Origin of the sequence: Microcoleus sp. FACHB-SPT15, from assembly GCF_014849525.1 — a bacterium.
Classification (GTDB): Bacteria; Cyanobacteriota; Cyanobacteriia; order Cyanobacteriales; family Coleofasciculaceae; genus Symplocastrum; species Symplocastrum torsivum.
Genome location: NZ_JACJNU010000053.1, coordinates 299,599 through 314,295, shown reverse-complemented (window position 1 = coordinate 314,295; position 14,697 = coordinate 299,599). Strand labels below are relative to the sequence as shown.

The following is a 14,697-nucleotide window of genomic DNA, read 5'->3' as shown; positions in this document are numbered from 1 at the left end:
TCTATATGCGGTGAAGAAATGCTTTTGGGGAATAGGGAATTGTGGGAGAGCGTTCATTTCCCAACACCCTATTCTCAGTTTCTGAGTCTCATTCCTCAAACCAATACTCGTTCATATCACAAATAGGCTGATAACCGATCGCCTGATAAATATGATTAGAAGTAGGATTGGCTAGGTCTGTAAATAAAAAGCAGTACATCAGTCCTTGATCAAGTAGAGTTTGACTCAAATCCGCCACACAGGAACTGGCATAACCTTGACGACGGTACTTGGGTGGAGTATACACAAAATTGACTCGAATCCCATTGGGAGTTGCCCCGCCATAGCCTGCGGTGGCAACCGGAACCTGATCTTGCCAAAGATAAAGAGAACCCTTACGAAGATAACGCTCAATCATTTGTTCAGCCTCATCATACTCAGTTGCCTCGTCCAAGGCTTCTTGAGAAAAGGCTTGAACCCACTCAATCAAAACATTACGGTCTGCTTGGGTAGCTTGTCGAAAATACCCGTTAGCTTTGGCAATAGGCTGGATGGTTTCAAGCTGATAAACGCGCAGTTGCATACTCTGGTGATAGGACTGGTTTGTAATAGCTTGCCACGCTTGGGCAAATGCTAGCGCCTCATCCACTAGACCCATGACACCAGGTATCACAGCTTGCCGTGCCTGAAGGTCTTGGGCGATTATGTTGAGTGCCTGAGGATGCAAAGAGCGAGATAAAACCAGCTTTCGTGGCGGTGTCCAAAGTGCAACGGCGAGTAAACAATTATCTTCCTCGACTGTCACTAAATAGGGAGAATGCTTGAATCGTTCCGGCTGGTTTATCAACCCGTCAAGTATTCCAAATATCAAATTGTGCTGTGCTTCATGTTGAAGTAAATAGCCCTTGACGTGTTCGTAATATTGACTTGCCTCTTTAAAGTGATTGAGTTTCATCTTGTTTCCAACTTGTGAAACTTTTTCCAAAGAGCAGTCATCTAAGTTGAAAGCTTCACAAGGGCATCTTTCACAGTTGATGGTAGCTGCCGCAAAATTTTACCCTTCTCACGGTCAACAGCAACTAACGTCACCAAACCTGTCAAATACAATTCTTCTCCATCCAAGGATTGAATGCGGTAATCCCAATTAATTCGGACACCTTCCATTTCTGCCATGCGTGTCTTCACAACGGCTGACATCCCCATCCGAATTGGACGGTGATAGCGCAGCGAAAGTTCAACAACAGGTAAATCACATCCTAAGGCTACCAAATCAGCAAAATCAATGCCGATTGAGCGTAAGCATTCAACCCGCGCCTCTTCCATCCAAGCAAGATAAGTGCCATGCCAAACAACTCCGGAATAATCAGTGTGGTTAGGATGTGCCCGTACAGGATAGGTAAACCAGTTCTCGGTCGTGGCTGTCAGAGAATAGCTTTGGATCTCACTGCTAGGTGGCAGTTGGGCTGATGTTTGTGGTTCTTCCGACACGTTGCTAATTCTCCTAGAGAAGTTACACGCTTGAGTAAAAAATCAGTCACTGTTTCTTTCTAAATAACATAGTTGTGGTGTTGATGACTTGGTGAATAGTAGTGGCTATTCAGCGAGACTACCAGAGGTATGCTGGATAGGCTCAGCCCTTGGCATTGCTTTGTTTATCGTACTTTTAACTTCTACCAAGTTTTGTTGCATATCCTCTGTAAGACTGGGAGATATAACTTACAAAGACAAGCAAGTTGCTGGCTCGTGTGCCATGAGAATTTCTCTGGTGAAGTAAAAACCTTTAAAAATTACAAAGACGATAAGAGGAACACTTGACTTATGTCTCGGATTAAGCGGCGTCAGTTTTTACAATTTGCTGGTTCTACACTGGCAACATTAGGTTTGAGCCAGTTAGATATTCAGAAGGCAGGCGATCGCTACGGTCGTGTTCTCGCTCAAGGTACTCCACGCAAGCTGGCTTTATTAGTCGGTATTAATAAATATCTATTCGACCCCTTACAAGGATGTGTTACTGATACTTACTTACAGCAGCAGTTGCTGATTCATCGATTTGGTTTCAACGCCAAGGATATTGTCATCCTTACTGATGAGCAAGCAACTCGCCAAAACATTTTGAATGGATTTGAGGAGCATTTAATTAAGCAAGCCAAACCAGGTGATGTTGTGGTTTACCATTTCTCTGGACATGGTTCCCAAGTGCGTGATCCGGATTACCCAGACTGTGACTTTCCAGATTGCCTTAACAGTACATTTGTACCGATAGATAGTTCTTTACCAGTCGGATTTCCTAGTCCAGAAGGTGCTGTGCAAGACATCATGGGACGCACGTTGTTTTTGTTGATGAGTGCGATTCAAACTGAAAATTTTACGGCTGTCTTAGATAGTTGTTACTCTGGTGGCGGGACAAGAGGGAATGTAAAAGTGCGATCGCGTCTTGGCGGTTCTAAACTCCAGCCAATAGAAGACGAGCAAGCTTACCAACAACAATGGCTCTCAAGGCTTAATATTTCACCAACTGAATTCAAACAACGACGTAAACAGGGTGTAGCTAAAGGCGTTGTGATTGCCTCCGCTAGACGTGACCAAGAGGCAATTGACTCCCCATTCAATGGCTTTTATGCAGGGGCATTTACCTATTTGATGACTCAATATTTATGGCAACAAACAGGTAGTGAAGCCTTCTCCCGTGTCATACCGAATGTCGCCCGTAGTACTACACGGATGACTTCCAACCAACAGGAACCCCTGATAGAGTACAAACCAGGCAGCGATTATCTCAGAAGCCCGGTTTACTTCCTCAATGAACGAACTCCCCCAGCAGAAGCCGTGATTACCAAAGTTGAGGGTAATCAAGCCGAGTTGTGGTTAGGTGGTCTTGACCCCGACAGCCTAACTGCCTTTGATAGAGGTGCAATTCTTTCCGTTGTAGACTTGCAAGGGCGTGAAAAGGGACGAGTACAGTTGGAAGCTCGTACAGGCTTAGTCGGGCAAGCCCAGCTACTAGATGCGGCACAACCCGGAGCCTTCTTACAAGAACGTGCCCGCAGCATTCCCAACAACCTAACGTTGAAAATTGGTCTTGACCCCTCTCTTGGAAACGATGCTAATCAAGCTAAACAAGCTCTTAGCAGTATTCCACGTATCGAAGCCCTACCGTTACAACAACAAGAGGTGCAATACATTTTGGGTCGGATGACTAACGCCTATCGGCAGCAAGTACAAACTCCAGTTGGGTCAAGCCTCCCAGAAGTTGGTAGTCTAGGTCTTTTCTCGCCTGTACTAGAGCTGATTCCTGACTCTTTCGGTGTAACAGGTGAAACAATTACAAGCGCTATCACTCGTCTACGTGCTAAATTCCAATTGCTCCTTGCTGCCCGGATTGTCAAGACAGCTCTGAACACGAACTCCTCCCGATTAAATGTTGTTGCCTCAATGCAGCCAGAGGGAACTGAGGCAAGATTTGCTACTACCTTCCCGATTCGTGGTGTTGGTCAAGGTAGTCCAGGCACTCAGACTACGCCAGCGATTCCTCCAAATTCTGACAAACTCCCCCTAGGAACACCTGTACAGATACAAGTGACCAACAACGAAACCAGTGGGCTTTATCTAAGCGTGCTAGTGATTGACCCCACGGGAGAAATTTCTGTAATTTTTCCCAATCAATGGATTGCCTCTGAAGAGGTAACGCTGGTATCTGCTGGTCAGACACTCAAAATACCTGACCCTACTAAAGACAGCTTCCGTCTCGTTACTCAAGAACCGAAAGGTGTTGCTGAGGTGCTAATTCTCGCCAGTCGAACCCCTTTGCGCCAAGCCCTTCAAGCCTTACGAGAGCTTGCCGCACGCGATAACACACGCAACGGGATAGTAGGCTTACGAGGCTCAGATCAGCAAAATGAGCCAGCTAAGGTCATGGACTACTTGCTTGATGATGTTAATAATGGCACTCGTGGCAATGCAACTGACACTACCCGTAGCAGTAGCATGGCTCGAAGTATTGATACAAGCCAGTTAGCGGCTCTCTCAATTACCTTCGAGGTGATTTAGGGTTTCTATCCCTTAAAACTACGCAGACTACAGTTCGCTTTCACCGTAGTAACTTGAACTTAGCTATCGTCTTCTCTGACAGGCAGCCAAGAACTGAGAGTCAAATTGCTCTGGGTGTGAGACAATGCTGTTCGTGCCTGTAGCCAACTTTCTTAAGATTCCTGAAACGTGACATATTAATAGGGCAGACCTCTAGTTTTTCTAAAAATTTCTTAATTGCTACTCCCTTTGTCACAGCAGTTTTTGCGAAGCTACGGCTAAAGGCTGAAATCTATCTGTTATACTAGCTTGCCTACTGGAGACCGTGGTAACTTAGTAAATAGTGTAAATATTCTGTAATAATCAGAACAAAAGGAAAACTATTAGCCCTAATCTGAATCGGTTGTTAATCCGAGGTAAAAATACGGATCGCGATCGCAATAGATTGGATGGTATATCAGGAGTTTGATTTTACTGCATCAGTTTGTGCTGTTGAGCTTGGTAAGGATCGTCAGAAGATTGTCTGGACGTGAGAGCCGTTCGTCAATTCAATTCATTCTTAGCCAACATAAGACTGATGTGGACAATTTTTTGTTGGAATCCAAGTCTGGAGGTATCTCTCATGACCGTTCGTCTTTACGTGGGTAACTTGCCAAAAGAAGATGTAAACCGTGATGAACTGCACTCTGTATTTGCAGATGCTGGTGAGTCTGTTTCTACAAAGGTGATTAAAGACCGCAAAACTGGCAAATGTCGGGGCTTTGCTTTTGTCACCGTACCAACAGATGAGCTTGCTGATGAAATCATTGAAAAGTTCAACGGTCATATGTTCAATGACAGTGCTTTGAAAATTGAGAAAGCTCTGCCACGGTCGAAAAGCCAAGAAGAAGAAGAGGCGCGTCCAGCTAGTAGTACGCCTAGCAGTGCCCCCGTGCGTCGTGGAGGCGGTAAAAAGGCTAAGCGCAACACGTCTTCAAGCACACCTGCATCATCACCTTCTTCTGACTCAGGCTCAATTCAACCAGACCCACGTTGGGCTGCTGATTTGGCAAAGCTGAAAGACCTTTTATCAACTCAGGCTACTAATTCTTAGGCTCTGCTTAATTTCTAGGAGAGCTGAGAAAATCTTGGCAAGCATTGAAGCCGACTTGTCAAGTTTTACTGGATCAAGAAACGTAAGTAAGATGACGGGTGCTGTAGCTCTTAGTTTGTTATAAAGCTTGGGGATACAGCACCCGTATCATTTTCACGGTAGCCCTATTCCGTTTAGAGCCAACTGCCCACGAGAACAAAAGGTGCCCAGTAGCGGGGATGTTGGGAGCGAGGTTCTTGCAACAGCGATAGCTGAGCTAGACGCAAAGCTTCAGCTCGACTTACTTTAGTACGAGTTAACTCTCGGTAGAATGCACTCATCAGCACGGCAGTACTCTCATCGTTAACTGACCATAGTGTAGCCAGAGTGCTGCGTGCCCCAGCTCGTACCGCTACTCCCGCCAATCCTAAAGCGGCTCGTTTGTCCCCAGTCGCCGTTTGGCAAGCACTGAGGACAAGTAATTCGAGCGCATTTGGCTGATTTTCGTCTCGGTTACGAAGGACGTTCTCCAACTCGTTGACATTGAGGCGACCATCCCAAGTAAGAATAAACGTTTCTTCAGCTTCAGAGCTGAACTGCCCGTGTGTTGCTAGATGTATCACGGGAAAAGGTAACGATTTGATTTCGTTTTGGATGGTTTCGCTAGTAAACTCTCGATTGAGTAAGACTGTAGTAGGTACTTCGGATTGAATTTCTTCTACTTCTAACGCCACATTGCTAAGAGCCGAGAAGCCCCCACGGGATTCGGTAAGTCCAGCCGTCAAAGCCTTTAACTCTCCCTGTACAAGCGATTTTGGAGCCAGCAATTGTAGTCCTGGAGTCAAGGCGACAGCGTACTTTTGTACAAGATACTGTTGACCGTCATAAAGAGCTGCCATCGGAATATTCCGTAGAGAACCATCTAAGACAAATACCAAGGTTTTAATTTGGCTTTGTATGAAGGCATCCTCAGCAGGTTTGAGTAGCCAATCATAAACTCGCTTCGATAATGACTGCGTTCGTTTTAGGGAGAAAGGCTTTACCAGTTCCTGCCGCAGTTCTTCTAAGGTTTCTTCCACGTCACCCTGAGCAATAGAAGTAGCGTAGTGACGTAGAGGCACATTGGGCAACTTGAGGATGACTTCTAAGCGATCGGGCAAGATAATTGGGTAAACAACGGCGGCTGTTGGATCATCTTGATCAATCACTTGGTCAACTTGTACAGCCTGTCCCTGCAAGCAAGCGGTTCGGAAAAAGTTATCGAGTTCAGCGAGTTGGAGTGATTCAATGACGTTACGAGCTTGGACTAGGTTTTGCTGACTCGGCTCACTTTGGGTATTGGTGGATTGTAGGAGTAAATCGACTAACTGCCGATAGATAGGCTCTACTTCCTCCCGAAAGGAAAACTGAATGTCGGGATTAATGGTTACTAAATCACTGCGGAGAGATTGTAAAGTGTTGACGGCTTCGGTGTAAGCTGCGATCGCTTCTTGATTTTTTCCAGTTGCTTTGAGAAGCCGCCCCAACTGCCATTGCCAACGATAGGTAATGTCTGAAGCATTAATACCTTGGGCAATCAGTAGCGCTTGCTCGGTGAGATCTTGAGCGTTGCTCAATTGCTGAGTTTGTTCATAGAGTCCACCAAGATGCCCAAGGGCATAGGCTTCTGCACGACTATCTTTTAGGCTTTTCGCTTGTTGAACGGCTTTTGCCAAGACTTGACTGATGTCTGCCCATGAAGGAGTGTTATCTGTATTACTTTTGTTAAGTCGTGTGAGACTCTGAGCAAAGTTAATCTGGGCATAGACAGAGGCACGGCTGACAGGCAAACTAGCGATTTGACCCTGAATTTTTGAACCCAATGTTAATGCCTCACTGAGTTGCTGCGTTTCGAGTAACAAGCTCAGTTGATTTAATTGGGCTTGTGTGCGTGTCATCGGTGAGGTGGATGTAGCTTCTGCCTGTTGATAAAACCCCAAAGCCGCTTCGGTTTCTTTCTGGGCACGGGTTGTATTTCCTAAACTGAGTAGAGTGACACTGATATCTGAGGGAGATTGTAGTTGCTCAGCTACCGCCAAACTTTGCTCTAAACTCTGCCGAGATTTCTTCAAGTTACCGATAACTCGAAGGGTATTACCCAGGCTACGCAAACCCATAGACTGAATCGGGTTGGGTTGGTTTTGCAGTGCTGCTTCCACCTGAGTTAAGGTCTTCTCGGCTTGACGATAAAGCCCTAATGCTTGCATCGCTTGAGCTTGGTTAATTCGGCTGCCAATAATTCCTATCTGGTCATCAGCTTGAGTATAAGCCGTAGTTGCTTGCTGCCAGGTTGCGATCGCTTTTTGCGCTTGTCCTTGTGCTAATTCCAACTGTCCTCGTGTATTGAGGGCTTGGGCGAGAATGAGTTGGGTATTCGTTGGGGTATCTTTTTTTGAGGACTGGAGTCCTGCCTCTTGGAGGAGTTGTAAGCTGGAGTTGATAGCGACACCCGCCTCAGCCCACTGCCCTAGCTGCTGGTAAGCTAAGGACAAAAAGCTTAATGCTGTAGCGTGGTTCAGCTTATCTCCTTCAGCTTGAAATGCCTGTGCTGCCTCCTGCCAAACGTTGGCGGCTTCACTGAATTGTCCTGTTTCATAGAATTCTCTACCCTGCTGCACTGGATCTGTCACAGATTGGGCAGTAGATGTGGGAGCTGAGGTAGCAAGAGATGCTAGTTGCGTTGTAGAGACGCAATTACTTGCACCCATACAATCTATATTTATCACCTGCCCCAAGGCAATGCATAAAATGGTGCTGAATGCAAGAAAGACGTACTTTAGAAAGGGTTGTACTGCACGGACATACACAGACCATTTTCTTTCCCTCATCCTCCTTTCTCTAGTCATCTCAAGCCCGGTTGACTACTTGATTTAATTTAAAAATTGGGTAATTAGTTAGAAGTTAGTTGCCACTGACAACAAACAACAGACAATGAACAATAACTTAATATACGTTAGTGGAGCAGCTTCACATGAAGAAGTAAATTCGCTCAACTAAAATCACAATTTTTTGCACTCGATTGGTGTCTGCCAAGTCCTGTGCGGTAGTACATGGGCAGCTTGCGCGGTGAGAACCACCTTACCCCTATCATTAATTACCCATCCTTGGGCTTCTACTGGCGGCTTAGTATCAGCTGGCTGAGTAATTAAAGGTTCCGCTGAACGATTTCCGGTAGTAATTGTTGCTGGACGCAAATCTGTCCAAATGGTATCACTGCTGAGGGTTTCACTAGGAGTAGGCGGTAAGCCACCGCGCCCCGTTACGATAAATTCACTACGTGCTATCTGGGGAGTTCCACAACCGGAAGCAATTAATCCAGAGGCATCAACGACATCAGTAGGTAAACCCACTAATCCGCGACTAGGGTCAACATCTGGCGTTGTGATTTCTACCACACCGTCTAGTCCAAATTGGGAACTAGCAGTAATGTCACTTTCGGGAGTTAAGTCTTCTCGAAACTGGGTGCCAAAGATGGCTTGCACTTGGATTTGGATATTACCGCCATTGCCAGTAAAGGCATTGGCACTAATGTCACTATTTTCTTCTGGGACAGCAACGACAAAGCCGTCTGAAGTATCAATTGTAATGTTGCCGCCATTCCCACCAGCACCTACAACGCCTGCGGAGGTAGATATTCCACTTTCGCGGCGCAGCAGCAACAAATCCTCGACAGTTAGCGCAATATTGCCACCATCACCGGATGCGGTTTCTGCTGTGAGTTCGCCTTGATTATCTAAAGTGATACTTCGCGTGGTAATTTGAAGATTACCTGCACCTTGAGCATCATTACTGGAGTTGAGGCTGCTGACAGCGACTAGCGCCCTATCCCGAACAATTAACTCTCCTGTCTCAAGCGTCAAATCTCCACCTTGCCCTGTGGCTTCAGGAATACCACCAACTCCAGGAATTCCGCCAGACAGAGCAAGCAAGCTTGTGGGAAACCGATTATCAGCAAAGGTTCCAACGAGTTCCACGGATTCTGAAGCCTGAACAATTAAATCGCCCGCATCCCCTGCACCAAACGTCGTAGTTTGTAGAACGGCTCCATCTCGAAGGGTCAATCGCTCAGTTTCAACCCTTAAAGTTCCTCCATCTGCTGTAGAGCCTATACCTGTGCCAGCAAATAAACCACTACCAAATGACAAGCCTGTGTCATTAGTAAGGAATTGACCATCTGCTGAGAGTGCTACTCCAACCAGTTCTACATCAAAAGCCTGAACTGTCAAGTTACCTGCACTAGCTTGGCTAAATTCGCTAAAGGTCGTAACTGAAACTTGTGCCCCACCTTGAATACTTAAGCGCTCAGTATCGATGGTTAGATTACCGCCAGTCCCTGTAGCCCCTTGTTCAGAATTAGCAAGCAAACCACTAGAAATTATCTTATCGTCTGCTGAAGTGCCGTAACCCAGTAGTGTTACTTGGGTCGCTTGCACCGTTAAATCCCCAGCATCTCCTTGACCAAACGTAGACGTTGATACTTGCGCTCCATCTGAGACAAGCAACTCGCCCGTATCAATCGTCAAACTTCCGCCATCTCCGGTAGCTCCCCGTTGAACTGTAGCCTGTAATAAACTACTATTTTGGCGATCGCTTGATCTGCCACTTACCTCTACCAAGTCTGTTGCCCGTACAATTAGACTGCCACCCTGTCCTTGACCAAAAGTAGACGTTGAGACTCGCCCTCCATCCTGGATAATTAATTCTCTCGTTTCAATCGTTAAACTTCCCCCAAATCCTGTAGCATCCTCCTCTTCAACCCCAGCAAATAAACCACTAGGAAGCCCATTCATCGCCGTGCCAATTACTTCTATAGACTCTAAGGCGTTGATTGTTAGGGCCCCTGCCGCCCCTGCACCTAATGTACTGACGAGTATCTGTGCCCCATCCTGGACGATTAAGCGCCCCGTTTCCACAGATATATTGCTTCCAGCACCCGTGGCTTCAAAATCACTGAAAGAAAACAAACCACTCGCAAAATTGCCATCTGCTGTGGTTCCACTGAGTTCTACCGACTCCGAAGCATTGATGCTTAAGGTGCCTCCTGGTATTGAGCCTAGGGTATAAGCCTGAATCGCTGAACCCTCAGTGAGTGTAACCCGCCTACCTGAAAGCTGAACATTTCCACCACCCTCGCTAGTGACATCCACGAAAGCTTCATTGCTAAGTGATATATCAGCTCTGGCGACATCATCAGGAAAATTCAAACTAAGGCTATCACCATCAACATTTAGCCCTACTATTCCCGCCCCTGCCACTCCTCCTAATTCGACTCGACCACCTGGAGTTCGTAAATATCCACTATTCAAACTTACATTGCCGCCTACTAACGCTAATGTTTTATCAGGCTGCACCCGTAGACCAACAGGTATCCCTAGGCGGTTGCGTGCCTGAGATTGATTAAGAATGTTTCCTTGTGTCCCTCCAAATTGCAAACCAATCGGAACACTTACGGTAAGTAAAGGTGTAGTTTGAGGAGCAGTAGCACTAAACTGGCTACCATCAGCAAAGTTTAGGCTACTGGCTGTACTTGCTAGGAAAGAGCCGCCAATGTTCAACGAAGCATTAGAACCAAAAATAATCCCGTTGGGATTGATCAGAAAGAAGTTGGCAGGACTGACAGTACCATTAGCTTGAAGAACTTCAATTAATCCATCAATAGTTGAAACGGATAACCCAGTTACGCGAGAAATGATGTTTTCAACAGCTTGGTCAATTTCTTGAAAAGAGGCAACTTCTCCAGTGGGAACCGAAAATTCTCCAAAGCTATGAAACAAATTGGAACCCGATTGAGTACCCCCCGTGATAATGCTAGTGTTGCCGTTTGGCGTAATGATAGAAGGGTTTGGTAAGGTTGTATCCCCAACGATTTGTGCTGGTGTCGAGATGGTTGTTGTCAGCCAAAATAAACAAACACTATGAGCCAACCAAAATGACGGAAAACGTGGTTTCATCTGCCAACCCTGAAACTGGATGAGACACTCTCTAAAAGTCCACTAGACAAAGGTGAACTGTGATAAGTCAACATTTGTTGTGTCTTGTAGCACCCCAATTAACTCCTCTGGACCTGTACCACCTAGGTAGTAAATTCCTATGTCGTAATCTGCTGTACCAACCCAGTTTGTCTCAAACTCTAGCCGATAGTCACTAGAGCTACCAGACAATTGAATGGAATCAATTGAAGCTTCCCAGTCATTAATTGTGGCGTAGCCAGCCCCATCCTCCACGTAGTATGCGCCCCACCAGGAGCTACCAAGAATAAAGGTGTCACTTCCGGCTCCACCTGTTAGAGTGTCAAATTCTGTACCCCACCCGTAACCATCCAGGTAGTCGTCGCCATCTTCACTAATTAAGGTGTCATTCCCACCACCACCATATAGGTAGTCATCGCCGCCAAAGTAGGTATAGTCGTACTCGGTAACATAGTCAACTTCCTCATAAAGGTAGTCATCACCGTCATTGCCATACAGGGTGTCATTGCCAAGATCTCCAAGCAGCGTGTCACTGCCAGCACCGCCATCAAGGTAATCATCGCCATCCCAGCCGTCAAGAATATCGTTGTCTTCTCCTCCATATAGGTAGTCATCGTAATCACCACCATTCAGATAATCTTCACCAGAACCTCCATCTAAATAGTCATTTTCTGATCCTCCATAAAGGCTGTCATCTCCATCCTCTCCATAAAGGCTGTCAGCTCCGCCATTGCCTAAAAGAATGTCATTGCCCTCACGACCCGACAGAATATTGCTGCCGGAATAACCAACAATCTTGTTGTTGAGGGCGTTACCCGTGCCGTCGATATTGCCGGAAACAGTGAGGAACAGGTTATCGACTCTGTCTCCTAGCGTAAAGCTGACCGACGACTTGACAGTATCTACGCCTTGGTTGGGGTACTCGGTAGCTGTGTCTCCTAGGTCATCCACAATGTAGGTATCGTTCCCAGTTCCACCGAACATTGCATCACTACCATTACCACCATCTAGAATGTCGTTGCCTGCTCCACCATTGAGCGTATCGTTACCTGTCTCATCATAGTCATAGTCATTAAAGTCATCATCGCCAAACAGTTTGTCGTCACCCTCCCCTCCATTGAGGGTGTCATTACCAGCTTCGCCATAGATTGCATCGTTAGTGTTACTACCAGACAAAAAATTGTTAGCGGCATCGGCATTGAAAGTTTGGTCGATGACATCGTTATCATTAATCGTGATTACAACCTGGCTATAAGTGCCAGTCGTACTCACCTCAATAAAGCCCATGCCATCACTTTCACTGAAGGTGTATGTCTGTTGAGTAAAGCCATAGCCACTCTCAGTAATGTTCCAGATAACAGTTTGAGCCTCTTCGGACAAATTATTATCACTAATTTCGAGAGGTAGGAGAAACGACATCCCATCTACCAACGTAATGTCAGCTAGTGCAGACCAAACCCCAACCGACGAAAAGCTTTGATTCCACGTATCGGAAGGCAGTTGATAATCTGGGGGATTAGTGCCAGTAGATGCAGCGGTAGGAACCCCTGAACCATCATTGTTGTCTACAACAGCATTTCTACGGCGACGTGGTGGCATAATTTTATTCCTCAGAAAAGCTATAGTTCAAGATTCAATCTTGGTGAGCTGAAATATCTACTGAAGTAGAAATGATTTAAGACTTCTCTAAAGTTCAAAAAGATGATTACATCTTATACAGTCGGCTTTACTCTCAACAACAAATTTACAGAGCAACATAGAATTCTCATACCTTGAAGTAGAACTTATGTAAGTTCTTACAAAACTTTGCAAAGCTGCTGCACTTGTGCAGTCAGGTACGATTGTCGGGGTGGGTACAGGTTCAACCACTGCCTATGCGATCGAGTGATGCATTAATAATCTTTTTTTTAAACGTCCACTAGACAAAAGTGAACTGTGATAGATCCACATTTGTTGTGTCTTGTAGCACACCAATCAACTCCTCCGGGCCTGTACCACCCGTGTAGTAAATCCCTGTATCGTAAGCTGAAGTACCAACCCAATTTGTTCCAAACTCTAGCCGATAGTCACTAGAGCTACCAGACAATTGAATGGAATCAATTGAAGCTTCCCAGTCAGTAATTGTGGCGTAGCCAGCCGCATCCTCAACGTAGTATGCGCCCCACCAAGAGTTACCCAGAATAAAATAGTCAGTTCCAGTTCCACCTGTTAAGGTGTCAAATTCTGTACCTAAGCCATAACCATCCAGGTAGTCACTACCATTGCCACCTTCCAAGATATCGTTGCCAGAGTTGCCATATAAGCCATCGTCGCCATCCTCACTAACTAAGGTGTCATTGCCATTACCACCTTCTAGGTAGTCATTGCCGCCATAGATGGTACTCCCGAACTCATCAACATAGTCAACTTCCTCATAAAGGTAGTCGTCACCATCGTTGCCATACAGAGTATCATTGCCAAGATCTCCAAGCAGCGTGTCACTGCCAGCACCGCCATCGAGATAATCATCGCCATCCCAGCCGTCAAGAGTGTCGTTGCCCTCACCACCATACAAGGAGTCGTTGTCCTCACCACCATTTAGATAGTCTTCACCAGAACCGCCCTCTAAATAGTCATCGTCGAATCCTCCATAAAGCTTGTCATCTCCATCCTCTCCATAAAGGCTGTCATCTCCACTGTTGCCTAAGAGAATGTCATTGCCAGCGCCTCCTAGAAGGGAGTTGTTTTCAAAGTTCCCGATAATCTTGTTGTTGAGGGCATTGCCAGTCCCGTCTATAGCCTCGAAACCGGTGAGAAACAGGTTATCAATTCTCTCTCCTAGCGTAAAGCTGACTGAGGACTTGACAGTATCTACACCTTGGTTAGGGTACTCGGTAGCCGTGTCTTCCAAGTCGTCCACAATATAGGTATCGTTGCCAGTTCCACCGAACATCGCATCGCTACCATTACCCCCATCTAGAATGTCGTTACCTGCTCCACCATAGAGAGTATCGTCACCTTGCAGGTCGTTATCTTCATCGTCGCCAAACAGATTGTCGTTACCCTCTCCACCATTAAGGGTGTCATCGCCAGCTTCGCCATAGATGGCATCGTTAGTGTTACTACCAGACAATGAATTGTCAGCAACATCCCCATTCAAGGTTTGGTCGATGACATCGTTATCATTAATGGTGATTACAACTTGGTCATAACTGCCAGTCGTACTCACTTCAATAAATCCCATGCCATCACTTTCACTGAATGTATATGTTTCTTGAGTGAAGCCATAGCCACTTTCAGTAATGTTCCAAATAACAGTTTGAGCCTCTTCAGACAAATCATTATCAATGATGTCGAGAGGTAGTAGAAAAGACTCTCCATCTACCAACGTGATGTCAGCTAGGGCAGACCAAACCCCATCCGAAAAGTTCTCATTCCACATATCGGGAAGAGGTTGATAATCCCAGGCATTATCGGAACTAATTCCAGCGGAAGGAACCCCTGAACCATCATTGTTGTCTACAACAGCATTTCTACGGCGACGTGGCATAATTTTATTCCTAAAAGAAAGCTATAGTTCAAGATTCAAACTTAGTGAGCTGAAATATCTACTGAAGTAGAAATGATTTAAGA

8 protein-coding genes are annotated in these 14,697 nt (G+C 45.9%); 2 read left to right on the top strand and 6 right to left on the bottom strand.

Annotated features, from left to right (window positions below; all coding sequences use genetic code 11):
- Window positions 1-88: 88 nt before the first annotated feature.
- Window positions 89-934, bottom strand: a complete 846-nt coding sequence (locus H6F98_RS20440; protein WP_192220528.1) for a GNAT family N-acetyltransferase — start codon at window positions 932-934, stop codon at window positions 89-91.
- Between the two features lie 41 nt (window positions 935-975).
- The gene (locus tag H6F98_RS20435; RefSeq protein ID WP_192220527.1) at window positions 976-1,467 is read right to left on the bottom strand and encodes a hotdog domain-containing protein; all 492 of its coding nucleotides are present in this window, start codon (window positions 1,465-1,467) and stop codon (window positions 976-978) included.
- 330 nt (window positions 1,468-1,797) lie between these two features.
- On the opposite strand from H6F98_RS20435, the gene H6F98_RS20430 reads away from it, so the two are divergent.
- The gene (locus tag H6F98_RS20430; protein ID WP_192220526.1) at window positions 1,798-4,026 is read left to right on the top strand and encodes a DUF4384 domain-containing protein; all 2,229 of its coding nucleotides are present in this window, start codon (window positions 1,798-1,800) and stop codon (window positions 4,024-4,026) included.
- A gap of 601 nt (window positions 4,027-4,627) precedes the next feature.
- Complete coding sequence (locus H6F98_RS20425) at window positions 4,628-5,098, top strand: RNA-binding protein (RefSeq protein ID WP_192220525.1); 471 nt, start codon at window positions 4,628-4,630, stop codon at window positions 5,096-5,098.
- A gap of 173 nt (window positions 5,099-5,271) precedes the next feature.
- Here the strand turns inward: H6F98_RS20425 and H6F98_RS20420 are convergent, their stop codons facing one another.
- The 4 genes from H6F98_RS20420 to H6F98_RS20405 form a co-directional block, all read right to left on the bottom strand.
- Entirely contained in the window at window positions 5,272-7,944 is a 2,673-nt protein-coding gene (locus tag H6F98_RS20420) for a CHAT domain-containing protein (protein ID WP_192220524.1), read from the bottom strand.
- Between the two features lie 171 nt (window positions 7,945-8,115).
- Window positions 8,116-11,067: an S-layer family protein gene (locus tag H6F98_RS20415; protein WP_192220523.1), complete on the bottom strand. Its 2,952-nt coding sequence runs from the start codon at window positions 11,065-11,067 to the stop codon at window positions 8,116-8,118.
- Window positions 11,068-11,109: 42 nt separating this feature from the next.
- Complete coding sequence (locus H6F98_RS20410) at window positions 11,110-12,684, bottom strand: calcium-binding protein (RefSeq protein WP_192220522.1); 1,575 nt, start codon at window positions 12,682-12,684, stop codon at window positions 11,110-11,112.
- A gap of 319 nt (window positions 12,685-13,003) precedes the next feature.
- Window positions 13,004-14,614: a calcium-binding protein gene (locus H6F98_RS20405; RefSeq protein WP_192220521.1), complete on the bottom strand. Its 1,611-nt coding sequence runs from the start codon at window positions 14,612-14,614 to the stop codon at window positions 13,004-13,006.
- Window positions 14,615-14,697: the final 83 nt, after the last annotated feature.

Excerpts from the sequence above, each read along its gene's own strand:
- H6F98_RS20440 (WP_192220528.1), bottom strand. The coding sequence starts at position 934 with ATGAAACTCAATCACTTTAAAGAGGCAAGTCAATATTACGAACACGTC.
- H6F98_RS20430 (WP_192220526.1), top strand. The coding sequence starts at position 1,798 with ATGTCTCGGATTAAGCGGCGTCAGTTTTTACAATTTGCTGGTTCTACA.
- H6F98_RS20425 (WP_192220525.1), top strand. The coding sequence starts at position 4,628 with ATGACCGTTCGTCTTTACGTGGGTAACTTGCCAAAAGAAGATGTAAAC.
- H6F98_RS20420 (WP_192220524.1), bottom strand. The coding sequence starts at position 7,944 with ATGAGGGAAAGAAAATGGTCTGTGTATGTCCGTGCAGTACAACCCTTT.
- H6F98_RS20415 (WP_192220523.1), bottom strand. The coding sequence starts at position 11,067 with ATGAAACCACGTTTTCCGTCATTTTGGTTGGCTCATAGTGTTTGTTTA.
- H6F98_RS20410 (WP_192220522.1), bottom strand. The coding sequence starts at position 12,684 with ATGCCACCACGTCGCCGTAGAAATGCTGTTGTAGACAACAATGATGGT.
- H6F98_RS20405 (WP_192220521.1), bottom strand. The coding sequence starts at position 14,614 with ATGCCACGTCGCCGTAGAAATGCTGTTGTAGACAACAATGATGGTTCA.